We start from the raw sequence: 25,231 nt of genomic DNA on the forward strand, positions 1-25,231 counted from the left end.
CTTACTAGACTGCTATGGACGCTTTACTTTGCCTGTATTTAATAATTTTTCGAGACCAGGTGCCTGATGAGAAAGAAACCTTGTCACGATATCTTGTTGATCAATGTATTGGTTAGCTGCATGTCTTGCAGTTTCTAATGCAACCTTTATATCGGATACATTACCAGTAAATTTAACTTGTACTACTACGGGGATCAATGCTTGATCACCTGTAGTTGGATTATTACAATCCATTGCTTCAATCTTTACATTTGCTGCTTTACAAGCTTGATCCATTGCTGTCATGGCTACACTAAAGCCTAAGACTTCCAATAGTCCCACCGCTTCTCCCATCAGCTTCACCTACCCTCTAATGTTAAATCCGCCACTAGCAATTACGGTTCTCCGTTGTCTTGTAAAAGTTCTTGCTGATGTTACACCTTCACCAGTTGGTCCAGCAATCGTCATCGTTGTAAAACCTTCGCCGCGGAACCCTACTCCTGATAGGGAGGAGCCATTGTTAACGAAAATAGTAGTACCAATCGATTTAGCGAATTTGGTTACATTGCCAATATGATTCGAATGCATAACTGCTGTATGTCGATTGCCATGCTCTGCAGCTACAGCTCTTTCAATTGCTTCATCTATTGATTTCACTCTTACAATCGGAAGGATCGGCATTAATTGCTCCAGTTGTACATAAGGATGATTGGCATCAACTTCACAGATTAATAGTTTAGTTTGAACGTCTGTGACCCCTATTTGTTCAAGAATACGTGAAGCATCTTTACCGACCCATTCTTTTGCTACTAAATATTCTCTAGATAAATAGGAACAGCCTCCTGGTATGCCCTCGGTATTCTCTTTGAGCGTAAGGTTCATCACTTTTTCTAATTGTTGATGATCCAACATATAGACATTTTGATTTAACAATTCGAAAATTAAATCGTCGGCTACTTGGTCTACTACAAACACTTCTTTTTCTGCAATACATAAAAGGTTGTTATCAAAAGATGCCCCTTCTACGATATCTTTTGCAGCTTGAGACAGATCGGCAGTTTCATCAACAATAACAGGAGGGTTTCCTGCACCAGCGCCAATCGCTTTCTTACCAGATCGTAATAAACTCTTAACCATACCAGGACCACCAGTACCTGTTAATAGTTTTACAGATGAATGGTTAGCAATCTTTTGAACTGTTTCAATGGTTGGTTCCTTCACCATTGTAAGCAGGTTTTCCGGACCACCAGCTTTTACAATGGTTTGATTTAAAAGCTGTATCATCTCACGAGAACCATTTTTGGCTGATGGGTGAACGTTAAAGACAACGGCATTACCAGCTGCGATCATACTAATTCCGTTGTTGACGATTGTATCAATCGGATTGGTAACGGGGGTCACAGCACCTATCACTCCAAATGGCGTTTGTTCAACAAAGGTCAGCCCATCATCACCGGAAAAAGTTTCTGTTTCAAGTATTTCAGTACCTGGCGTTTTTTCTACGGTAAGGGAAAGTTTCTCTATTTTATCTTCGTAATTACCAATCCCTGTTTCTTCTAATGCTGTTTTTGCAAAATACTGTACTTTCTCTTTTACTGCTTGTCTTATTGCTTGAATAATGTTTTCTTTATCGGCTAATTTATATTGATTCATCCACTTTTGCTGGGCAACCTGAGCAGCTTCAATGGCATCATCTACGCTATCAAATACACCATTCTGATTACTGCGATGACTAACAGCATAGGACTGATTAGAACCTAGAGCAGATGAAAGTTGTTTCATTTTCATGTGCTGCTGTTTTTGTCCACCAGTATGCTGGGTTTCTTTTGGATCGATTGCTGCCTCAACATTTTTTAATACTGAATCAATAATCGTTTGAATGTCTTTTTCATTTAATTCCAACTACAATGAACCTCCTTTCTGAAGTTGTTCAATCACTCGTCTTGTAACTTTTTCTACAATATTTTGGATGACTTGTTCCTTTGTTTGATTGCTGGTTTGATTTTGAGCTGGATTTTGATCGGGTACCTTACAAGGTGGAACACCACCGGTTTTAATTCCCATTTTGTTTCGCATTTCAATTAAATCTGAAATTTGATTACAATTTAATTCGTTCGCTTTGTTTAAAATGTTTGTAGAATAGGTCAACATCAATGCATAATGCTCTAGTGATTCCATTCGATAATACGCTTCAAACAAATCTCTTCCCCACGTTAAAGCACCATGGTTCGCCAAGAGTACGGCATGATGATCTTTTATCAATGGTGTAATGGAATCAGGTACTTCCTCTGTACTTGGGGTTGCATATGGTGCAACTGGTACTCTTCCTAGCAGGACAACAGCTTCCGGTGATACTGGTTTCTCTAAATTAATGCCAGCGATCGCATAAGAGGTTGCCATCGGTGGATGAGCATGGACGACTGCGTTAGTCTCTTCACTTTCCCGATAGACTCTTAAATGCATTTTCACCTCAGAAGATGGCTTCCGGTTACCTGCTATAATCGTACCATCTAGACGCATTTTCACCATCATGTCAGGTGTCATAAAACCTTTGCTTACCCCTGTCGGTGTTGTCCAAATCGTGTCAGGACTAACCCGTACAGAAATATTACCATCATTGGCAGCAACAAAATTCTTTTGATAAATTCGATTTCCGATTTCTACGATCCACTTTTTGGCTTCAAAATCGCTATAATATTTCTTTTGATACAATGCACATCCCCCCTTCCTAATTGCGAAGTTATTATTCAAATATTTTCGTTAAATTTTCTTTATATGAAGGAGATACAATTCCCTTCTCGGTAATGATCCCTGTAATCAAGGAATGATCCGTCACATCAAATGCCGGATTATATGTTTTTATATCTGCTGGCGCCATTGGTTCACTGTACCATTTCGTTTTGATTTCTTCTTCAGACCGTAACTCAATTTCAATATCTGAGCCAGTTTCAGTATTTAAGTCTATTGTGGACATAGGAGCACAAACATAAAAAGGAATACCATAATGCTTCGCTAAAATAGCAACCCCTGATGTGCCGATTTTATTAGCCGCATCACCGTTTGCTGCCACCCGATCACACCCTACCAGTACTGCTTGGACTTTATCCTGGCTCATGACAATGGATGCCATGTTATCACATATTAGGGTGACATCAACGCCTGCTTCATTTAATTCCCAAGCTGTTAAACGAGCTCCTTGTAATAATGGTCTGGTTTCATCAGCATATACTTTAAAATCATATCCTCGTTCTTGCCCTAAATAAATCGGTGCTAAAGCTGTACCATATTTTGCCGTAGCAATAGTCCCAGCATTACAGTGCGTGAGAATGCCCCATCCTGGCTCTAGTACCTCAAGAGCATGATATCCAATTGCTTCACAAACCTTTTGATCTTCTTTTTTGATTAAATCAGCTTCTTCTCTCAAAGCGTTTTTGATTTCTGTAATCGTTCCAGTTTGTTCATTTTGAAGCCTTGCTTCCATCCGATCTAAAGCCCAAAATAGATTAACTGCTGTCGGACGTGACGACGCTAATTTTTCCTTTGCTGTCTTAAATTCTTGATAAAATGCATCAAAACTTGTGGCCTTACTGTTTTTGGTTACTATATAAATTCCATATGCAGCAGCAATTCCAATAGCTGGAGCACCTCTTACTTTTAATTGATAGATAGCGTCCCAAACATCGTCTACGGTTTTCAAATGTAAAAACTCTTTTTTATTTGGTAACTGTGTCTGATCTAACAAAATGATTGCATCATTTGCATCATCAAGCTTGACCGATTCAATAACAGTAACGTGTTCCGACATTTCATCTCCCCCTATCCCACTTAATTATATGGTAGAATCATATACTTTTTTGGTAATCTCGTAATATATTAGAGATCCTATCAATTAAAAAGCTTGTTTAACTTGATTGACAAAGTCAGTTCCTGAGTTAAATACAGCTCGGTTGATAATAAACTGTTTAGCGGCAGTTAAACAAGATTCTTCAGCTCTTTTCCGTGCATTTTCTTGTTCGATCGATGTAATATCCGCTACTTTGGCGAGTCCAATAATACGTCGACACAACTCTAAACCAGTGACTGCTGCCGTATCCATTAATATGTTATCGATATAATACGATTGAAAACCATCGTAAGTAGCGACAAGATCTTTTTCCGATTGATTCCACAACGTATTAAATTTTTCTTTAAAAAGATCAACCACATCTTTAATTGTATTTAAAATATAAGAAGTAAACTGTTCTCTTTCCTTTTCATCTGTAATAGTTGCTTGACCATTAGCATAAGCAAAAATCAGGTTAGCAACCACATTACCGATGTCATAACCAGCTGGACCATAAAAAGCAAACTCGGGATCAATCACTTTTGTGCTGCCTTTTTTGATAAATACGGAACCAGTATGAAGATCGCCATGAATAAGTGATTGGGCATTAGTCATAAACTCGAATTTTAATTTCGCAGTTTCTAACTGCAGTTGTTGGTCACCCCAAATTTCTTTTTCAATGAATGGAAGTGTGGTAGGAAAGACTTCATTTCGTTCACAATCATAAAAAGGTTCCGTATAAACCAGGTCTTCACTTATTTCACACAATTCTGGATTTATAAAACTTTTTACTAATGCTTTTTTGTCTTTATGATTCATCACAACATCGGAAGTTAGCAGCAATGTTTTTGCCATAAATGTTGTGATATGATCTGCGAAATCCGGAAATGTTTCATGTTTAATCAGTGCTGCTCTCATTATCTCATAATCAGATAAATCTTCCATTGCAAAACAGTTCATAATCGGATCATATTGATATGTTTTTGGTGTATACTCTGGTGCATAATCATATTGAATTTTTAATATATCACTTTCAATCCGGTTTCGATCAGGAGATACTTTAAATTCATCAGAAATTCTCGCAACCGGACCAGCTTGTTTTAGAATAATAGAATCGCCATTCTTTTCATCGACAATTCGAAAAACATAGTTAAGATTACCATCACCAATTTCTTTACAAGTTAAAACAGCATCCGGTTTGAAATAATCCAGTTTTTCTTTTGCATATTCGACTGCTTGCTCTTCATTCATCGTAAAATATTCACTTGAAAAGTCCGTCATGTTTATACCCCCTATTTTAATTTGTAGTAGGTTATCGCTAAGGCTAAAGCAAATACTCCACCTTTTACTATATCCATTGCATAATAAGGTACCGACATCATTACAAGTCCGTTTGCCAATATACCAATAAGCACAGCACCTACAAACGTGCCAAATGCATTTGGTTTACCTGCACCCAATACTGATAATCCAATAAATGCCGCTGCCACTGCATCCATTAAATAACTTCCACCAGCATTGATTTCAGCCTGCATGACACGCGATGCAAGCACAATACCACCGATTGCTGCTAAAAGCGCAGATAACACGTAAGCCAACACTTTATATTTATTAACTGGGATACCAGATAACCTGGCCGCTTCCTCATTGCCCCCTATTACATACATGTAACGACCGTGCTTCGTATAGGTAAGAAAAATATGCACGATAAATACAATGACAAACATAATAATAATGATATATGGTGCTTTTCCTAGTAAAGAGAATGCCTCGGTAATGTTTCCTTCAGAATAACTGCCATCAGGCATAATCATATTTTCAGAAATAGTAGCACTTCTTGTATAAGTTAAGGCTACTCCTTGAATGACAAACATTGTTGCTAACGTTAATAACATATCTGGTATTCTCATTTTGACAATTAAGAAGGAGTTTAATAAGCCTACTAACACTGCTGCCAATAATGCAACGACAATGGAAATTAATGTAGGTTGTGAATACCAAACAAACATGGAAATAACCACTGCATTTGCCAAAGATGCTACAGATCCAATTGATAAATCAAAGCCATTCACAGATAAAGATATCGTTAAGCCTACAGCAATAATGGTTACAATCGATATGGAACGTAAAATATTCTCAATGTTACTCCATTGTAGGAAGGCTGGGTTGGCAATAGAAAAAATTACAATTAGTAAAAAAATGGTTAAAATCGTACCATATTTATATAAAAATTGAAAAAAATCAAATGACTTCTTTTTTTTCTTTGGAGAAGAAAGTTGATTAGACGTATCAGAACTTACACTCATGAGTCCCTTCCCCCTGTCGAATAAAATAATAACTGTTCTTCTGTTGTTTTGGCTGTTTTTAATTCTTTGACTACTTTGCCATCATATATGACATAGGAGCGATCTGTTATACCTATGATTTCAGCTAATTCGCTTGAAGCGTAAATAATCGCTTTTCCTCTTTTGGCTAATTCGAGTATTAAAGTGAAAATGTCCTTTTTCGAACCAACATCAACACCTTTTGTCGGTTCATCAAAGATATAAATATCTGCATCTGCTATCAGCCACTTACCAATCGCAATTTTTTGTTGATTACCTCCTGAAAGGCTTGCTAATTTCGTTTCAATAGATGGCGTTTTAACGCTTAAACTTTCTACCATTTCTATCGATGCTTTTTTTTCCTTTCTAAAATTCAAAAACGAAAAACGATTTACAAATGACGAAAGGTTAGCGGACGTCAAGTTTGTTGTAACATTTTCCCCTACAAGAATCCCTTCTTTTCGGCGTTCTTCTGGTACAAGAGCAAGACCATACTTAACTGCATCATAAGGATTTCGTATGTTTAATACTTCCCCTCGTAACTGGACATTTCCGCGTACTTTACCAGATTCCCCGAATAAAGCTTTACATATTTCAGTTTTACCTGCTCCAACTAATCCAGCTAAACCAACTACCTCACCTGCGCAAACATGAAAAGTAACGTCTTCAACCTTTTCATCATCACGCAAATGTTCCACTTTGAAAATTGGTTGTTTAATTTCGCGCGTAACTTTAGGAAATTGCTCATCCATCGTTTTTCCTAACATATTTTCTACAATACTATTGATTGTCACATCTGTAATACGGTCATAGCTGACAAACTGTCCATTACGCATGACAGTGATTTCATCACAAATTTCAAACAATTCCTGTAACCTATGTGAAATAAAAATGATTCCTACATTATTTGCTCGCAATTGACGTACAATCGCAAATAATTGCTCCGTTTCTGCGTTACTTAATGGTGCTGTAGGTTCATCTAAAATTAAAAAGCGACAATCTCTCGATATGGCGCGTGCAATTAATATCATTTGTTTTTCTGCTAAAGACAATGTACTAACAAGACGACGAGATGATAGATGTATATTTAATTGATTTAACAATTTTGAAGCTTCATGATGTATGAATGAATAATTAACAAACTGTTTTTTTTTCATCCCATTAACCATTTCATTTAACATAATGTTTTCGCCTACAGTTAAATAAGGAATTAATGCCGTGTCTACCTCTTGATAAACAATTTGAATCCCTAAATCTTTAGCATCTTGCGGAGATTGAATGTTCACTTGTTTGTTATCTAAATAAATCGCACCAGTATAGTGGGTATATGCACCAGATAACACCTTCATTAACGTTGATTTACCTGCTCCATTAGCTCCTATCAACGCATGAACATGTCCTTTATTCATGCTGAATTGAGCGTGATCAAGTGCACGGACTCCAGGAAAATCAATTGTTATGCCTTCCATATGTAGTGCAGCTTTTGCCAATTAGATCACCCGCCTTTTTTACGGATTATACTTATGATGTAGAAGATAGAAAGCTAGACTAATAGGTAGGCATTTACTTTCTATCTTCTTGTGATTAATTAGAATGGTGTTCTCTTAGAGTTGTCATCCATTCTTCCTCAAATTGATCCGATTCTCCCCATCCTTCAACAACATCTGTTAAAGTTTCCATATTAACTTCTTCACCAGATGAATTTAATTCTTCTTGTGAAATGATCGATGGTTCCAAGGATGCTGTTTCAGGTGTTTCTTCTCCTGCAAATTTTTTCGCTAAAAGACGTACATTTACAGCACCAATAAGCTTTGGATCAACTGCTGCAGTGTATTTCCATGGACTATTCTCTTCTTGCATTAATTGTAGATCCGCATTCGATACATCAATACCATAGATGTCAACCTCTTCTCTACCAGCCTCTTTCAAAGCGCGAGTTGCACCAACAGCGAAAGCATCCCAAGTTGCAAAAATTGCGTCAAGCTCTCCCTCAGGTATTTCAGTTAACCATGCCCCAACCGCTTCTTGTGTTTTAGTTTGTGGGTCCTGTGCGTCACCAAAACGTTTTACTTCATTTATATCAGGATTTTCCTCTAATACTTGTTCAAAAATATTATTTCTTCTTACCATTGGTGGAAAACCATCTACCCAAAGATAACCAATATCAGCTTCTGGATGCTCTTCAACTAACTTTTCTAATGCAAGTGATGCTAATTCTTCATCGTCTTGAGAGGTAAGTGTTACACCATCAACCTCTAGAGCTCCTTCATTTGTATCAAATGCAACTACCTCAATGTCATTATCTCTTGCTTGCTGAATTAATTCCACAGTTGCATCATCGTCACCATGTGAAATAATCAGCCCATCATATCCTTGGTTAATTGCTTGTGAAATAGTGTCATGAAAGCTTGCCGTATCACCGTTGGCAGAGAACGTATCTACTTTCATTCCTAGCGCCGTTGCTTCCTGCTGTGCTCCGGCTAAAAATTGTTGAGTATGATCATCCCCACCAATTTTACGAATAACCATCACTTCTAATGGATCATCTGCTTGAAATGCTTCCGGGACTCCCTCTAAATCTCTCGAATCGCTGGAAGCTCCATCTGTTGCAGCATCCTTCTCTTGATCTCCGCATGCAGCAAGTACAATCAAAAGACTTGTAACAAGTGCCAACAACCATATTTTTTTCTTTCTCATTCTATAGACCCCCTATTATTTTATGATCAACATACTTACATTCTAATAAGTATGAAGTACCCTGTTAGATTCTCTTATTCTGTAACCTCTTGATAACTTCTTCTGTTAAACGATTAACAATATCTTCTGATCCATCTTGTTGTGTATCATGAACTGTTGCATCAGGTACAAGCCCTGTAGCTTTTTGCAATGATTGATCTAGATCTTCATATAAATCATCTATATTTTCCAACCCTACAGACAGCCGTACCATATCTTCGGATACACCAGTTGCTTCTAACTCTTCTTTTGATAATTGTAAGTGGGTTGTTGTTGCCGGGTGAATAATCAGACTTTTTGCATCACCGACATTTGCAAGATGTGACCATAATTCCATATTGTTTATTAATTTACTTCCTGCTTCTCTACCACCCTTGATCCCAAAAACAACCACTGAGCCAAAGCCATTTTCTAGATGTTGCTTAGCATATTGGTGAGAAGCGTGTGATATTAAACCTGGGTAAGTAACCCACGACACTGCCGGGTGCCCTTCCAATCTTTTCGCCAATTCTAGAGCATTATCATTATGTCTTTGTACACGGAGATTTAAAGTTTCCAACCCTTGCAGTAATTGAAAGGCATTGAATGGACTTAAGCATGCTCCTAAATCTCGTAATAATTGCACTCTTAATTTAGTGGCAAAAGCAATATCACCAAAGTCTTTGGCGTATACTATACCGTTATAACTTCTGTCTGATTCTATAAACCCAGGGTATTTTGGTGAATTCCAATCAAATTTACCTCCATCTACAACGATCCCGCCAATGGATGTTCCATGTCCTCCAATCCATTTTGTTGCAGAATGAACTACAATATCGGCACCTTGTTCGATTGGTCGGCATACATATGGGGAAGCAAAAGTATTATCTACGATTAATGGAACTTCTGCTTCATGTGCAATTTGTGAAACTGCCGGTATATCTAGGACATGCAAACTTGGATTTCCAATTGTTTCCGCAAAGACAGCTTTTGTTTTCTGTGTAATTGCTTTTTTGAAATTTTGTGGATCAGTTGGATCGACAAAGTGAACTTTAATACCATAACGTGGTAATGTGATAGAAAATAAATTATATGTACCACCATAAATATTGGTGGCGGCAACAACCTCGTCACCTGCTGAAGCGATATTCAACACAGTCATTGCAATACCTGCCATACCAGAAGCAGTCGCAACAGCTGCAACACCACCTTCTAGCAGCGCCATACGCTTTTCAAACACATCAAGTGTCGGATTCATTAAACGACTGTATATATTGCCGTTTTCCTGTAATGAAAATAGTTTCTCAGCATGCTCTGTATCTTCAAAAACATAAGATGTTGTTTGATATATCGGAACAGCTCTTGAACCTGTAGTGGGATCTGGTGATTGCCCGCCATGTAATAATAATGTTTCCAAATGTTTATCACCCATATTGAACCCCCCAATTATTTTTAAGGTGAGATAATTAAAAATATCATAACATAGAAAATTAAAAATTTGTCGAAAATAAAGCAAATTCTGAATTTTAAAAATATTCATCGTTGACTTTCATCATTTTTGTTCAATCTATTAACCTATCAGAAGCCGAATTGCTCCTAATGCAGCAAATGCTAATACTAATATTTGGAATACTTTTTGTGGCATAATTTTGATAACTCTCACACCGATTAGAGCCCCAATGAGAATAGCAGGAATGAGCCATAAATTAAATGTTATAGACTCCACTGTAATAATACCTAGAGAAATATAGAATGGAACCTTTATAACATTAACAAATAAGAAAAACCAAGCGCCAGTACCTACAAATTCTTGTTTTGGTAAACCTTTGACAAGTAGGTAAATCGCCATCACTCCACCTGCAGCATTCCCGATCATGGTTGTGAAACCGGCTAGAATCCCCATACTAAAAGTAAATAACTTTGATTCTGGTAGCAATTTCACGAAGCGCTCTCCTAGTTTTTCTCTGCTAATATGTAGTAATATAAGTGCCAATACTAAAATACCGATCATTGGTTTTAACTGTTCACTAGTAACGACATCTAACACAAGATATCCAAGTCCTATCCCAATCAATACCCACGGCACCAAAGAAAACAAATAACGCCAAACAACATTTCTACGATAATAGATGACAGCAAATAAATCCCCTACTATTAATAAAGGTAATAAAATCCCCACAGAGTCACGCGCAGGAAAGATTATCATAAAAATAGTAACAACCAAAATCCCCATGCTGGCTACACCAGCTTTAGCAAAACCTATTAAAAGAGCCGAAAATACGATAATAATCCATTCTACTATGGTTAACTCAAAAATGATAAACACCTCATTCTATAGTTACGAAAAATCCTTCCATCTTAAATAACGATAATCTGTATCACTAGTTTCTGATGCCTCTCGCTTTAAATCATCCAAGTTATCATAAACCGTAACTATTCTACCTTGAAAGGGTTGTAATTGATCGTCTATGATTTTTTCTACCCAACCAGGTGCATGCTCAGGCGAAACGTCTACCTTATTTTCAAAAAGTTTCTCTACATTTGCTAAATATTTCTTTCCTTCCTCACTTGTTCGCTGATATTTTGTCATGTCTGTATCATTTAAACCGGGATCAAGTGCATATACTTCAACATTCATATGTTGTAATTCATTAGCTAGATTTTCTGTGAATCTTGCAATTGCTGTTTTAGATGTGCCATAGCCATTGCCATATGGAAAGGCATCTAATGTTCCACCGCCAACAATGTTAATTATTTTTCCATGCTGTTGCTTCAACATGAATGGAATAACCGTTGCAACACAGTGATAGGTTCCAATCACATTTGTCTCCATATCTTGCTTAAACAAATCAGGTGACACTTCCCACGTTGGACCTATTGCCTGAAAGGATCCTGCATTATTAACCCATACATCTATTTTTCCAAACGTATCGATGACATACTTTAAGGTTGATTTTACATCTTCTAAATTTGTTACATCCATAGCAACCATACGGTGATCTCCCGAATATTGTAACAATTCATCACGAACTTCTTTTAGTTGTTGTTCATCTCTTCCAGATCCAACTACTGTAAATTCACGTTGCGCAAAATAATTGGCCATATTTCGACCGATTCCCCTTGTTGCACCAGTAATAAAGATAACTTTTTTGTTCATACAATCACCTCTTTTAGTATTTATAATGGACTAGACTATTACATTAACAATCAACCAAATTAAGACAAAACTAATAATCATCGTGATGTTAGATGCTGTCCCGACCAGCCGTTGATTATAACCAAACATGATAGCATACGGTAATACAGATGCTGGTGTTGGTAATATAAAACCAATCAATAGAGTGAACTTAAACATTTCCTCTACCGGTAACCACAGGTAACATGCAAAGCCAGTAATCAAACCAATGCCATATTTTGTGAATAAAAATTTAGCTATAAGTTTCCCATACCCTTTCGCAAAGGAAAAGTTTAAATATAGGCCTAATAATAATAGAGATAGCGGCATATTGGCTACAGAGATCACACTCGATACATTTACAACTATATCAGGTAACTGAAAGCCGATAATATTTATCAAACACATAATTAGATATGTTTGCAATGGAATCGATTTGGATAATTTGACGATAATCGACCTTGTCTCCAGCATCCCGGCACTACCAGCATACACACCAGCAATAATATAACTGAGTCCAAATACAATAAATGCATTACCGACATCAAACATACCAAAATATTTTAACCCCTCAAAACCAAATAAACCTTCTACAAGTGGATAGGCAAATAATCCGATGTTTAATCCTGGGACCATCATACCGAACGTACCTTTAATATCTTTCGTATGCTTACGAAATACCATAAGAGCAATGACTGCATTGATCACTCCATATATAAAAGCAATAATAACCAAATAAAATAACGAAGCTGTAAATTCAACATCACTAAAGGTTACGATAATTAAACATGGTAACGTTAAATTAAAAACTATCCTTGCTATACCTTCCCCATCCTTCTCTTTCACTAGGTTAAATCGTTTTAGTACATATCCAATTGCAATAATAACAATCGATATAATAAATTGTTCATTAAATCCACTCATTTCACTGTATCTCCCTGTTGTCTCGTTTCTTTTCATCCCTTCTACTATATCATATTGTGCAACAATTCGTATCACGAACACTAACTGTCTGATATGTTTCGCTGTCCACCAGTAGGAACAAATACCTCCAATAATAGAAGTTTCAATTTATCTTAATTTTTTGACAGATATATATCCTAGATGTACCATAATTTATGGAAATAGTTAAAAAATTCTTAAAGGGGGACTAGTTTTCTCTTAAGGAGAGACTAACACTATATGACGGAGACATGGTATTTTATAGACACAGAGAAACAGACACCTGCCTATAATATGGCAGTTGATGAGTGCTTATTAAAGTGGCACAGTGACCAAAAAATACCGCCAACCATTCGATTTTACGAGTGGCTGCCGGCAGGATTGTCGATCGGTTATTTTCAAAAAACAGTCAATAAGATTGATTTGGAAGCAGTCCGTAATAATGGTATAGAACTTGTCAGAAGGCTAACCGGAGGGCGCGCTGTGTTACATGATCAAGAATTAACATACAGTGTGATCGTCTCCGAGGAACACCCTCATATGCCTAAGTCGGTAAAAGAAGCCTATATGGTGCTTTCAAAAGGTCTGCTAGAAGGTTTTCACACATTAGGTATTGATGCATCCTTTGCAACACCTGAGGGTAAGTTAAATACAACACAGTCTGCTGTCTGTTTTGAAGAGCCTTCATGGTATGAACTTATAGTGGATAATAAAAAAGCTGCAGGCAGTGCCCAAACGAGAAAACAAGGAGTTATCTTACAGCATGGGTCGATCCCGTTAACAGTAGACAATGATAAACTCTATGATTTGTTTGTGTATCGAAATGAAAGGGTAAAGCAAAGGGCTCGAGATGCATTTAATGATAAAGCCATTTCTATCGAGCAAGCGGCCAACCGAAACGTCACATTAGAAGAAACGAAAAAAGCCTTCAAAAAAGGATTTGAAAAGGGTTTAGGCATTAAATTACATGAATTTCAATTTACTGAGGAACAAGAACAGGAAATCAAAGCGTTAATGGAAAGTAAATATTTAAGTGATCAATGGAACTTTACAAGATAGGAGCGATACAAAATGGCAAAAAATCAAGAACATCTACGTAAACCAGAATGGCTAAAAATAAAAATTAATACAAACAAATCGTATAACCGTCTTAAACACTTAATGCGTGATAAGCGTTTAAACACAGTATGTGAAGAAGCCAAATGCCCAAATATTCATGAATGCTGGAGCGAGAGAAAAACAGCCACCTTTATGATTTTAGGAGATACATGTACAAGAGGCTGCCGTTTCTGTGCTGTTAAAACCGGGCTTCCGAATGAATTGGATTGGGGCGAGCCGAAAAGAGTTGCAGAATCAGTTGAGATTATGGGCTTAAAACATGTGGTAGTTACTGCAGTTGCACGGGATGATTTGAAAGACGGCGGTGCTGCTGTATTCGCTGAAACGGTTAGGCAAATCCGTGAAAGTGTCCCAGGCTGTACGATTGAAATTTTACCTTCTGATATGAAAGGTGATTACGAAAGCTTACATACACTAATGGACAGTGGTCCTGACATTTTCAATCACAACATTGAAACAGTGAGAAGACTTACGAAAAAAGTACGCGCAATCGCAATGTATGATCGTTCGCTTGAGTTATTACGCCGAGTGAAAGAGATTGCTCCAAATACACCAACAAAATCAAGTATTATGGTTGGTCTTGGCGAGACAAAAGAGGAACTTATTGAAGTAATGGATGATTTGCGTGCCAATAATGTTGATATTATGACAATAGGCCAATACTTACAGCCTACAAAAAGACATTTAAATGTTGAACGTTATTATCATCCGGATGAGTTTAATGAGTTAAAACAAATAGCTTTATCTAAAGGATTTAAACACTGTGAAGCTGGTCCTCTAGTTCGTTCATCTTATCACGCTGACGAACAAGTAAATCAATCTGCCGCTCAACGTCGTATTAAGTATATGAAAGGCTATGAAGAAACAAGTGGTGAAGAATTAAAGAACTTTACTTTTTAATGAGGATAAAGGGAGACTTACAATGACCAACTACAAAGCTCTTTTCTTAGATATTGATGGAACCATCTTGCGTCGGGACCATACGATTGAAGATACGACAAAAAATGCCGTTAAACAAGCACAAGACAAAGGGATAGAAGTGTTCCTCGCTACAGGACGTCCTCTCCATGAAGTTAATGATATCGCTGAAGCATTGGGCGTAGATTCTTTTATAGGTTATAACGGAGCATATGCGATTTATGATGGTAAAACAGTAGTTGACGAACCAATAACTAGCTCTGTGATTGATCACTTTTTATATGTTGCTAAACAAAATGAGCACGAAATGATTCTCTATACAAATGAATTAAATTTAGTGACTTCAGAATCAAAGCAAGTAGTAAAAGATTTCATTGATTATTTCGATTTAAGAGAATATCAAGCATATGAAGATAAATTTCGAGATCAAATATTAGGCATAACGCTTATGGATCTTCAAACTGATGAGCCTGCTCTTTATGATGTGAAACAAGAGGATATTTATTTTTCACAAGTAAATGTCGAAGGCTTAGAGCATTGTTATGATATGATCAGAGAAAATGTGAACAAAGGGCAAGCTATTAAGAAAGTACTTCAGGAGTTAGATATTCCAGCTGAAGCAGCGATTGCTTTTGGTGATGGAATGAATGATAAACAGATGTTACAATATGTCGGTGAAAGCTTTGCGATGGATAATGCAACGCCTGAAGTCTTTCAATATGCCAAACATCGTACCACCTCCGTAGAGGACTCAGGCATTTATAACGGATTAAAACAATTAGGAATTATAGAAGACTAAAAGTTATAGATTTATTGTTTACTCTACTTTTTTAAGACAAATCTTTAGGGACTCTTAGAAGATTTGTTGTTTATCTTCATTTATTCAACAAATCTTTTGGTTCGCTCTTTTGATTTGTCGTTTATCTCGGTTTATTCAACAAATCTTCGGGTTCGCTCTTTTGATTTGTTGTTTATCTTGATTTTTTTAAAGATAGATGTTAAAGCCATCCATGGAATGTCCATACACATTCAGTACACAAAGAAGCCAACTTTGTTTTGAAGTTGGCTTCTTTGTGTTTCGTGAAAACAGACACCTTAAATGGATAGGGGAGCAACAAGCTATCATACATATAAGCAGGCTAAAGTGGACTAATTATTTAGGCTTACATGTATTTTATTAATTAATGAACTTTCCACATTCACTAATTAATAGGATAAATATAATATAACAAAGGATACTCAGTACAACAGTAAACTTGTGAACTTATCTGACAAAGAATTTTAAAGCCTTCATCGCCCATTTTTACTAAAACTAGTCATTTACCCTAACTTATCTGGCTAAAGTACATACATTATATAGTGACAATACACAAGGAGGTTGATAGGAATGAGTCATTATGGAGGCTGCAGTCCATATGGTGGATACGGTAGCGGATATGGATACGGCGGTGGTTATGGCGGTGGATTCGCCTTAATCGTTGTTCTTTTCATCTTGTTAATTATTGTTGGTGCTTCTTTCTATAACTAATCATATAGATCCTGAGCAACAACCTATTCCACCTTTCAAAAAAGATCCCCAAACCGGGGATCTTTTCATTTATAATGATGGATCGTTTATCATTCTGACTTGATATACACCACCTGCAATCTTATTTTTCGCTGCAGAAAATGTAACGGTTACTTTTTCTTTACCATTGATTAGTTCCGTTGGTATCGGATAGGTTTTCGAATATAACTCACCAATATTTGGTTTATTAAAGTGCTCTTCAGCTAGTACATGCCCATCAATTTTTATCTCAAAATCTCTTTCTAATCTTTTACCGTCTATTTCCATCGTAAAATCACTTTTATTGTAGGTGATAAATAAATACATCTTTTTTTCGGGATCGACTTTTAAATCATAGCTGAAATAACCACCATCACGTGCATCTCTCCAACCGCTATGGACATCATTGCTATATCCAGAAGTTGAATTTTTCGCTTGCATATTATGATCTACTTCTGGTTGCTGTTCATTAGGCGTGACCTCATCGACAATCATCTTTTGCTCCCGCGCTTTTCGTTTCCTTTCTTCATCACCGAACTCTTTAAACTCCTGTTCGGACATAATATTCCAATAGATCGTATAGCGCTCATGATGTATATCATAAAAAGGCTTCAACTGTACCCGTTGATGACCAGGTTGTCCGATTGCTTCAGTTTCAAATAATAGTTTTTCTTTATCTTTAGCTTTTATCCAATCATTTAGCGGCCTATCTGTCACTAATGTCGGCACATCAATTAATGGATGATTATTTAATGCCAGGTGATTATCAAGAATATCCGTTTCCGGAAAGTTATCTCGGCCTAATGCCCCGGCTAACACGATTGGTCCATACATGATCACTTGTTTTTTCTTATCATCTTTTGCATGATATCGATATAAATCTAATGGTAAATCATATGTAATCTGATCTCCATTTTGCCAGATATGTTCGATTATAAGATATCCTTCATCCTCTACAGCATTTACTTCCTTTCCATTAATTTTTAATGTTGGTTCATCGGAGAACCAGGAAGGCTTTCGAATAGCAATCTGTTTTACTTCACTGCTTGCCTTTTCTATTGTGATCGTGGTACTTGGCTGATATGGAAATGCTGTTTGTTGTTTAATAACCATTTGGTCATTATCGTATGATGCTTCTGCAGAAATAAATAAGTGCACAAATAACCTTTTTTCGATTTTTTCAAAAATACGTCTATTATATCTTGCCGGATTTTCCATTCCTGTACCAGTACAACACCAGAACGAATTATCATGGGAGTGGTATACTTTGAAATGACCAGGTTCAGAAGATACAAAATACGTTTTCATGCCTGAATCAGGATCTTGTGACGCAAGAATATGGTTATATAAAGCACGCTCATAATAATCATAGTAATGAGCGGAATGATCCCATGTGAAAAGGACTTCTGTCAATTTTAACATGTTATATGTATTACATGTCTCCGTTGTTAGAATTCCCAGTTCTTCGGCATTTTCAGGACCAAAATGCTCACGAATACTATTTCCTCCAATTGCATACGTGCGATAGTGAACGACTTGATCCCAAAAGTATGTCGCTATCTGCTTATATTTTTCTTTTCCTGTAATGTTATAGAGTTTAGCCACTCCAATCACTTTCGGTATTTGTGTATTGGCATGCTTTCCTTCTAAATCATCTTGCTTGTTTGCTAATGGATCTAATACAGCCTTATGGTAAAACCTTTCAGCTAGATCCAAATAACGAGTATCTTCTGTAATTAAATACAGATCCGCTAGTGCTTCGTTCATTCCACCATGCTCACAGGTCAACATACGTTGGAATTGGTCTTCTGATAAATTTATCAATCCATTATAAGCCCAATCAGCAAGCATTGTAACAGTTTCCAATGCTAAAGTAGACCCTGTTACTTGATGAACATCGATAAGTCCTGCGTAGATTTTATGTATGGAATACCATGGTACCCATGATCCTCCGAGGCTAAAGTTGTCTACTTCAAACTCCCCAGAAAATACTTGATCAAAACAATCCCGCGGGAAACCACTGACATATCCTTCCTTATCAAAGGCCTGCACAGCAGCTAATTCAGTTAAAGCATACTCTATTTTATCCATTAATGCTTCATCACTTGTTACTTGATACATAGTTGCCGCTGCTGACAACCAGTGACCAATGGAATGGCCAGCAATCCCCATAGACTCCCATCCACCATATCTTTCTTTTTTGGCTGTTTTACCTGCAGCTTCATAGCATGGAGCAACAAGCCGATCAACATCTAAGTATAGTAAGTATTCCTTTCCTTTTTGTTGAGAATTTTTAAAGATTCCGTCTAGCAAATTCACATTATGCATATCTTCCACCTCCGTTAGCTATATCTAACACTAGTATGAAGTGTTATGGAATAGTTGTACATTCACAATTAATTAAATTACATATCTTTTTTTTAGATTTCTGTTAAAATGTATTTAAACTATTTTAGAAGGAGCGATCGTTTTGTCTCATCCCGTGATTATATCAAGCAGTTCATTCCCTCTTATTCATGAAATAGGTTTTATGGGTGATGAAGATGGCGTCCTAAAACATCCGGATCGTGTGATGTCAGAATTAAATGTTTTTGTTTACGTTATTAAAGGGCAATTACAAATTATAGAAGATAATGAAGTATATAATCTTAAGAAAGGTTCCTATCTTTTTCTTAGAAAAAACATCCATCATTGGGGAGACGAATTCTATCAATCTGGTTCTCAATGGTTTTATATTCATTTTTTTAATTATGACATACAGGAAAACGTTAACGAATATAGCACATATGGAAAAACCTCGCTTATTCATCAGGAGGAATATCAGAAAAAGCTTACCATGCCTAAACATGGAGAAGTGTCTCATCTCGGTTATACCCAGTCACAACTTGAACAAATATTAGAAATGTTCGAATCATCCCATCCAATGAGACCATTATTAACCTGTATGCATGCACATCAGTTATTCTTAGAGTTATATATGGAGAATCTGGAAGCCTATACCAATATGAAATCCAATAGAATGGTAGCTAAAATGATTCAGTTAATTGATGAACGAGAAAGCTACAAGTTATCCAGTCAAGAGATCTCTGAAGCTTTAGGTATGAATTATGCTTATCTTTCCACCTTGTTTAAACAACACACAGGAAAAAGCATTACACAATATCAAAATGAACGAAAGGTGGAAAAAGCGATTCAATTGTTTCGAAAAGAAAATTTTAATGTTTCAGAAGTAAGCGACAAGTTGGGATTCTCCAATCCATTCTATTTCAGTCGAGTCTTCAAAAAAGTGACAGGCATGTCCCCTACTGACTATCTGAGACAAATATATCGGGGGTGAAATGGAAAAGATACAATCGTTCATTGTATTTTGGAGTTGATTATGTATTAAATGGCAGTATATTTTTGTATGTAAAAAGGTCTTTAACATACAGTAATGTTGTATATTGAAGATCTTTTTGATCATATTGCTTCTTCAACTAAAGGTCAATAGTTGAAGTAGAGTTGAATTCAATTAGTTAATGTATTTCTATTTTCAATCTGAATACGTTTCGCCTTTTTTCATGTCTATAACATGATGTTTATGAATTCTATCTTACTAATGGAAGAGCTACTACATCATGCGGGGTAATAGGGAAATTAGACGGTCCTCTTTGGTTCGAAAAAGTCGTTTACGATGAAAAAATCACACTAGATGAAAGTATCTAACATAATAAGCACATACAAAAAGACCATAAATTGTATCTTTTACCAAATTCCGTCCCCCTCTCTTGTTATATTATCTAATTACAGATTTCTGCTTCACTTCTAAAGTTTATTTGAAGAGCAACCCATTAGCGAAAAGAAAAAAGAGCATCAAAGGAATTATTTTTTCATTGATTTTTCCTCCTTTTATAAGCTCTTGTTTATATGTTTTTTTCGTCACAGTTATTAAACATTACTACTACTTACTTTTAATATGTATAGGAACTGTACTCCTTGTTCCACTCTTGCACCCGTGGGAACAACATCTAATTCGTTATTTGTAATAAAATAGCTATTTCCAAGGTGTAAGTGGACATCAAGTTCGTTACTTCCTTAAATTCCTAAGAAATCTGCCTCTATTTTGCTAAATAAAGGAACAGATGTCCACGAACATCCCAATAACATTATTTTCAATAGATATAACGGAATAAATGTCCGCGATTAAAAAAACTAATAAGTATGGCGCATAGCTTCTTCAAAGGTACAGGCAAAATAAAATAAAAAGGAATAATAAGAATTCTATAGAATAGAAAAAGAAAGGCTCAAATAATTAATTGTAGAATTTAATGAAGGGAGAGGGAAATTTTGGGTTCAAGAATTATGCACTTGATTATTGGTAATAGAATGGCAGAGTCTTTATCGATAGAAGATAAGACACCATTTTTGCTTGGAAGTATTGCTCCAGATGCAGTATTTTTACATGAAGACAAAACCATATCACATTTCTATATAGGTGAAGTCAAAGACTATTCAAGAAGCATTGATTATAAAGGTTTTTTACAGAAGTATAGTTCAGAAGTAGAAAATAAAAATCTCTTTATATTAGGGTATTGTGCACATTTAATTGCTGACGATATATGGCTAAGAGGATTTAACCTCTCTTGGTTAAGGAACAGAATGGATGCTGATGAAGGATTATACGAGTTATACCATAATGATTTTCGATTACTAAATGCAAAATTGTTAGATTACTATGGTTTTACAGATGAATTGAGAAAAACGCTTAGCCATTTTCCTACAATTATAGATTTAGAAGAGGTTAAATCTAAGGATGTTGAAAAATTCATACCTTATGTGTTAGGTGATATGGAGTACGATAAAGAAGTTTCAAATGAAAAACTTAATGTTTTTACGTTTAACCAAATTGTTGGTTATATAGAGACATCAGTTGATGTGGGACTATTGAATATAAAACCTTTGCTTACTTAAATTTTTTTATAATCTTCATTCACGACTCTTAATTAAAAAGACACGGTTAGATTCCGTGTCTTTGGACTTGCTTATTTTCCTTTTGTTCCTTGGCCTTTACTGTGTAAGGAGAAGAGATTAGTGTCGATCGAGAATTGGATCGATTGACGTTCTCTTTCTCGTTTTAACGCAAGCTGGATTAGTTGATCGGTTAATTGTTCGAAATCTTTTCCACTTGGTTCCCATAAATAGAAAGATAGTGACCCTGGAATCGTGTTAATTTCATTCACAAAAACTTCTCCATCAGGGTTTAGCAAAAAGTCAATTCGAGAAACACCACTTGCATTCAATAAACGGAAGGTTTTCTCTGCCAATTCTTTTACCTTTGCTGTTGCTTCTTCACTAATTTCTGCAGGGATAATACGATTGACACTTTCCATCCCTTTTGTGTCTCCTGTTTTACCACCACTTTGATATTTATCAGCATAGGATAGAATCTCATCTGTGCTCAACACTTGTTCGCAGACAGAGCTTTCCACATTTTCATAATCACCAATAACAGAACAATTAACTTCCGTTAAATCTGTTATCATTTTCTCAATAATTACTTTAAAACTATAGGAAATCGCAAGCTCAATTGCTTCCTCTAATTCCTCTGCGTTATCCACCTTAGAGATACCAACACTTGATCCAAGGTTAGCTGGTTTCACAATAACGGGATAACCAATTTTTTCAGCTAATTGTTTAATTTCATCCTGCTGCTCATGCCACTGACTAGAGTAAAACCATTCATAATCAACAATTGGCACACCGGAATCACGTAAAATCTGCTTCATCATCACTTTATCCATTCCTGCGGCTGATGAGGCAACATCACAACCAACATAAGGAAGACCTAATAATTCAAGGTATCCTTGTAGAGAGCCGTCCTCACCATTCGTACCGTGGATAACCGGAAAAACGATATCGATCGTTGTAATGACACCTTTCGAGAAAAGAGAACGATCTTTTTTCTTAAGGACAATAGTTCCTTTGCTTTCCTGTTCCAATACGACTTTGTCTGCTTGTTTAAACAGTTGATCCAAGTCTTTATAATTCTCGATATCTGTTAATACATCCCCTGTATACCATTCTTTAGTTTTACTAATATAAATAGGTACTGGATCATATTTTGATCGATCGATTGCATTGAATGCTTGAAGTGCCGAGATAACGGAAACTTCGTGTTCTACAGATACACCACCAAAGATTACGGCTACTTTCGTTTTCACAGCCTATTCCTCCCAATAAATTACTCATTATATGTGTCTGGTAAATCATTTTCCAATAATATAATAGCATCTTGGCGGTTTAATGCCTGGATTTGTGATATCGCATGATTTAAGTCTTTCGCAACAAACAATTGATCTTCTGGATAGCCTTTTTCGTTAAGCCCATCTTGAATTGGTTTAGTCTGTTTCTCCCCTACTAATATCACGTAATCACATGCATTTGCCGCATACTCACCAAATGCTTTATTATATTGATATTCCTTGTCACCTAATTCTACCATACCTGGTGTCACTAGTACTTTATATCCTTCCATTGATGAAAGGACCTCCAAAGCCATACGTGAACCAGTTGGATTCGAATTAAAACTGTCATCAATCACCGTTAAATTACCGAATCCTTTCTTAATTTCCATACGATGTTTGACTGCTTGAATCTTCTTCACACCAAGCTGAAGTTTGTTCAAAGGCACTCCCATTTCTGATGCTACACTGATCGCAGCCAAAATGTTATATACATTATGTTTGCCTAACAACTTTGTCTCAAAATCAGCATCCAATGTCCCTTCTTTATTCGTCACTCTAAAAGTCGTTCCTTTGTTGTGGAAACGAATATTAGAAGCAAGATAGTCTGCTTCTTTGTCATCAATCGCAAAATAAACTTTGCGACACTGATTTTTTGGTGTATAAGACATTATATTTTGATCATCACGATTTAAAAAAGCAACACCATCAGCTGGCAATGTTTCGACAATTTCATACTTTGTTTTTTGTATGTTTTCAAGTGTTTTAAATGTTTCTAAATGCTGTTCACCTATTGCCGTTAAAATCGCATATTTGTGGCTAACCATTTCACAGATTTCTTGAATATTGCCTGGTTCCTTTGCGCCCATTTCGGCAATAAATACATCATGATAAGGTTTTAATGAGTTACGGATTGTAATCGTAACACCGATTTTCGTGTTGAAACTGTTCGGTGTTTTTAACGTATTAAAATGTGATGACAAAATGGTATCTAAAATAAACTTTGTACTCGTTTTACCAAAGCTTCCCGTAATACCAACCGTTTCCGTATTTTTAGCACTATCGATTATACGCTTCGCATCTTTGTAATAATATTCTTTAATACTATTTTCAATTGGTTTATTAATGAGATTAGCCAATAATACTACTCCGTATGTGAGGATAGAACCTAGCGCAATCACTAATGCTGCGTAGCTTAACGGGTAATCATTCCAAATAAAATGTAAACTTGTTGCTAACAAGAAAAGATAAACAATCGCAATTGTCGTGATCAGACGTTTGATACGAGCGGTAACAGCCAACTTTTTCTTTTCTTGTTTATTTCTCGGTACGAATAGACCTAACAATGCGATAACAAATATAAGCCAATTCCACTCGAAAAGTATAAGAAGTGCTAAAATAAGTGCTAACCACTCATGAACAGGTACAACTTTTGACCAATGCTCTGTCATCCATCGCCATAATCGATTGTTAAAATAACTGTTTAGTTGCAGCATATGGATTGATTGTTTAACACGAAAAAATACGTACACCATCCATAATACACTGACAATTGAAAATATAATCTGCATCATCAAACTGCTCCTTTATCCTCTTCTAAAAAAGTATCTACAATCACCGCAACACGGCGTTTTTGTTCTAAAAACACATAATGGCCAGCGTTCTCAATTAACGCTAATCCGGCGTTCGGGATTAATTGCTCCATAATCTTCGCATCCTGTACAGGTGTTGCCATATCATTTGCACCCCAAATTAATAACGTCGGCGCTTGAATGTTTGGCATATGGTGCTGTAGATCCTCGTTGACTACTTTACTTAATGTTTGTTGCATCACTCTCGATGCATTTTGATAATCCGACGATCCTGCTTTACCACGGTATTTCGCAATAATATCATCTTTATATCGATTTAAAATTGGTAGACTTAGCACCTTTTTTAATGTTTTATACGAGTATACTTTTACATAATAATCTGCTTTACGTTTCGGTTTCACACCAGCACTACCTATTAATATCATTTTATGTACATTATCCTGGTGCCGGTCTGCATATTTTAGTGAAACTCTTCCACCAAATGAATGTCCGATTAATATCGGGTTGATTATTTCTAATTTTGCTAAAAACTGTTCAAAAAAATCAGTGTATCTGCCTACATCCCACGCTTCTGGTGGTTCATCACTTTGACCAAATCCAGGAAAGTCCAATGAAGTAACCTGAAAATGAGCACTTAAACTATTTTGTAAATCCTCAAACAAATCGAGGCTCGTTCCCCAACCATGAAGCATAACGACAGGGCGACCCTCACCAGTTTGTTTATAATGTATTTTTAATTGGTCTATTTCCATAAACACGAATGAACGCTCCCTTATTAATCTCAACTTATAACTTTCGAACATTACTTCTACTATATGACGCAAAAAAGATATTTAGAAAGAAAAATTTCACATCCATAATCATACCATAAAACGTG

At 36.2% G+C, this 25,231-nt stretch carries 21 protein-coding genes and 1 pseudogene; 6 read left to right on the top strand and 16 right to left on the bottom strand.

The features are described 5' to 3' along the window. Window positions 1–12 precede the first annotated feature (12 nt). The 12 genes and pseudogenes from GI584_RS15700 to GI584_RS15755 all read right to left on the bottom strand — a co-directional run bounded on the left by GI584_RS15700 (window position 13) and on the right by GI584_RS15755 (window position 12,940). Complete coding sequence (locus GI584_RS15700; RefSeq protein WP_153791792.1) at window positions 13–333, bottom strand: BMC domain-containing protein; 321 nt, start codon at window positions 331–333, stop codon at window positions 13–15. 9 nt (window positions 334–342) lie between these two features. After that, entirely contained in the window at window positions 343–1,881 is a 1,539-nt protein-coding gene (locus tag GI584_RS15705; protein ID WP_153791793.1) for an aldehyde dehydrogenase family protein, read from the bottom strand. Then, a complete protein-coding gene (locus tag GI584_RS15710) occupies window positions 1,882–2,691 on the bottom strand; it encodes a class II aldolase/adducin family protein (protein ID WP_153791794.1) in 810 nt (269 codons plus the stop codon). A 31-nt stretch (window positions 2,692–2,722) separates the two neighbouring features. After that, entirely contained in the window at window positions 2,723–3,784 is a 1,062-nt protein-coding gene (mtnA, locus tag GI584_RS15715; RefSeq protein WP_153791795.1) for an S-methyl-5-thioribose-1-phosphate isomerase, read from the bottom strand. Window positions 3,785–3,868: 84 nt separating this feature from the next. Next, on the bottom strand, window positions 3,869–5,083 hold the full coding sequence (gene mtnK, locus GI584_RS15720) for an S-methyl-5-thioribose kinase (RefSeq protein ID WP_153791796.1): 1,215 nt from the start codon (window positions 5,081–5,083) through the stop codon (window positions 3,869–3,871). Window positions 5,084–5,094: 11 nt separating this feature from the next. After that, on the bottom strand, window positions 5,095–6,108 hold the full coding sequence (locus tag GI584_RS15725; protein WP_100359827.1) for an ABC transporter permease: 1,014 nt from the start codon (window positions 6,106–6,108) through the stop codon (window positions 5,095–5,097). Then, entirely contained in the window at window positions 6,105–7,595 is a 1,491-nt protein-coding gene (locus GI584_RS15730; RefSeq protein ID WP_100362462.1) for a sugar ABC transporter ATP-binding protein, read from the bottom strand. Before GI584_RS15730 ends, GI584_RS15725 begins: the two co-directional genes overlap by 4 nt. 115 nt (window positions 7,596–7,710) lie before the next feature. Further along, window positions 7,711–8,823, bottom strand: coding sequence for a sugar ABC transporter substrate-binding protein (locus GI584_RS15735; RefSeq protein WP_100359826.1), 1,113 nt, complete (start codon window positions 8,821–8,823; stop codon window positions 7,711–7,713). A gap of 169 nt (window positions 8,824–8,992) precedes the next feature. Further along, window positions 8,993–10,273 (bottom strand): annotated as a pseudogene (locus GI584_RS15740) (O-acetylhomoserine aminocarboxypropyltransferase/cysteine synthase family protein); the annotation flags it as partial. Between the two features lie 138 nt (window positions 10,274–10,411). Then, window positions 10,412–11,167 carry a sulfite exporter TauE/SafE family protein gene (locus GI584_RS15745; protein ID WP_228552253.1) on the bottom strand — a complete coding sequence of 252 codons (756 nt, stop codon included), beginning with the start codon at window positions 11,165–11,167 and terminating at the stop codon, window positions 10,412–10,414. Window positions 11,168–11,179: 12 nt separating this feature from the next. Then, entirely contained in the window at window positions 11,180–11,998 is an 819-nt protein-coding gene (locus GI584_RS15750; RefSeq protein WP_153791797.1) for an SDR family NAD(P)-dependent oxidoreductase, read from the bottom strand. Between the two features lie 30 nt (window positions 11,999–12,028). Next, window positions 12,029–12,940 (bottom strand): AEC family transporter, encoded by a 912-nt coding sequence (locus GI584_RS15755; RefSeq protein WP_153792987.1) that lies wholly within the window; start codon window positions 12,938–12,940, stop codon window positions 12,029–12,031. A gap of 258 nt (window positions 12,941–13,198) precedes the next feature. Here GI584_RS15755 and GI584_RS15760 point away from each other — a divergent pair, with 258 nt between their 5' ends. The 4 genes from GI584_RS15760 to GI584_RS15775 all read left to right on the top strand — a co-directional run bounded on the left by GI584_RS15760 (window position 13,199) and on the right by GI584_RS15775 (window position 16,523). Continuing rightward, complete coding sequence (locus tag GI584_RS15760; protein WP_100359822.1) at window positions 13,199–14,017, top strand: lipoate--protein ligase family protein; 819 nt, start codon at window positions 13,199–13,201, stop codon at window positions 14,015–14,017. Window positions 14,018–14,029: 12 nt separating this feature from the next. Continuing rightward, entirely contained in the window at window positions 14,030–14,977 is a 948-nt protein-coding gene (lipA, locus tag GI584_RS15765; RefSeq protein ID WP_100359821.1) for a lipoyl synthase, read from the top strand. Between the two features lie 22 nt (window positions 14,978–14,999). Further along, the gene (locus GI584_RS15770; RefSeq protein WP_100359820.1) at window positions 15,000–15,794 is read left to right on the top strand and encodes an HAD family hydrolase; all 795 of its coding nucleotides are present in this window, start codon (window positions 15,000–15,002) and stop codon (window positions 15,792–15,794) included. Between the two features lie 588 nt (window positions 15,795–16,382). After that, the gene (locus tag GI584_RS15775; RefSeq protein WP_100359819.1) at window positions 16,383–16,523 is read left to right on the top strand and encodes a YjcZ family sporulation protein; all 141 of its coding nucleotides are present in this window, start codon (window positions 16,383–16,385) and stop codon (window positions 16,521–16,523) included. A gap of 69 nt (window positions 16,524–16,592) precedes the next feature. Here the strand turns inward: GI584_RS15775 and GI584_RS15780 are convergent, their stop codons facing one another. Continuing rightward, complete coding sequence (locus GI584_RS15780) at window positions 16,593–18,869, bottom strand: glycoside hydrolase family 127 protein (protein WP_153791798.1); 2,277 nt, start codon at window positions 18,867–18,869, stop codon at window positions 16,593–16,595. 142 nt (window positions 18,870–19,011) lie between these two features. Between GI584_RS15780 and GI584_RS15785 the strand changes: the two genes are divergently transcribed. Further along, window positions 19,012–19,878 carry an AraC family transcriptional regulator gene (locus tag GI584_RS15785; protein WP_153791799.1) on the top strand — a complete coding sequence of 289 codons (867 nt, stop codon included), beginning with the start codon at window positions 19,012–19,014 and terminating at the stop codon, window positions 19,876–19,878. Window positions 19,879–20,867: 989 nt separating this feature from the next. Then, window positions 20,868–21,491 (top strand): zinc dependent phospholipase C family protein, encoded by a 624-nt coding sequence (locus GI584_RS15790; RefSeq protein ID WP_153791800.1) that lies wholly within the window; start codon window positions 20,868–20,870, stop codon window positions 21,489–21,491. Window positions 21,492–21,562: 71 nt separating this feature from the next. Here the strand turns inward: GI584_RS15790 and GI584_RS15795 are convergent, their stop codons facing one another. From GI584_RS15795 to GI584_RS15805, 3 genes are read right to left on the bottom strand one after another with little or no spacing between them, the layout of a single operon-like run. After that, window positions 21,563–22,741 carry a D-alanine--D-alanine ligase family protein gene (locus GI584_RS15795; RefSeq protein ID WP_153791801.1) on the bottom strand — a complete coding sequence of 393 codons (1,179 nt, stop codon included), beginning with the start codon at window positions 22,739–22,741 and terminating at the stop codon, window positions 21,563–21,565. A gap of 20 nt (window positions 22,742–22,761) precedes the next feature. Then, window positions 22,762–24,336, bottom strand: a complete 1,575-nt coding sequence (locus GI584_RS15800; RefSeq protein WP_228552254.1) for a UDP-N-acetylmuramoyl-tripeptide--D-alanyl-D-alanine ligase — start codon at window positions 24,334–24,336, stop codon at window positions 22,762–22,764. Then, on the bottom strand, window positions 24,336–25,106 hold the full coding sequence (locus GI584_RS15805) for an alpha/beta fold hydrolase (RefSeq protein ID WP_228552432.1): 771 nt from the start codon (window positions 25,104–25,106) through the stop codon (window positions 24,336–24,338). Before GI584_RS15805 ends, GI584_RS15800 begins: the two co-directional genes overlap by 1 nt. Window positions 25,107–25,231 lie beyond the last annotated feature (125 nt).

Origin of the sequence: Gracilibacillus salitolerans, from assembly GCF_009650095.1 — a bacterium.
Taxonomy (GTDB): domain Bacteria; phylum Bacillota; class Bacilli; order Bacillales; family Amphibacillaceae; genus Gracilibacillus; species Gracilibacillus salitolerans.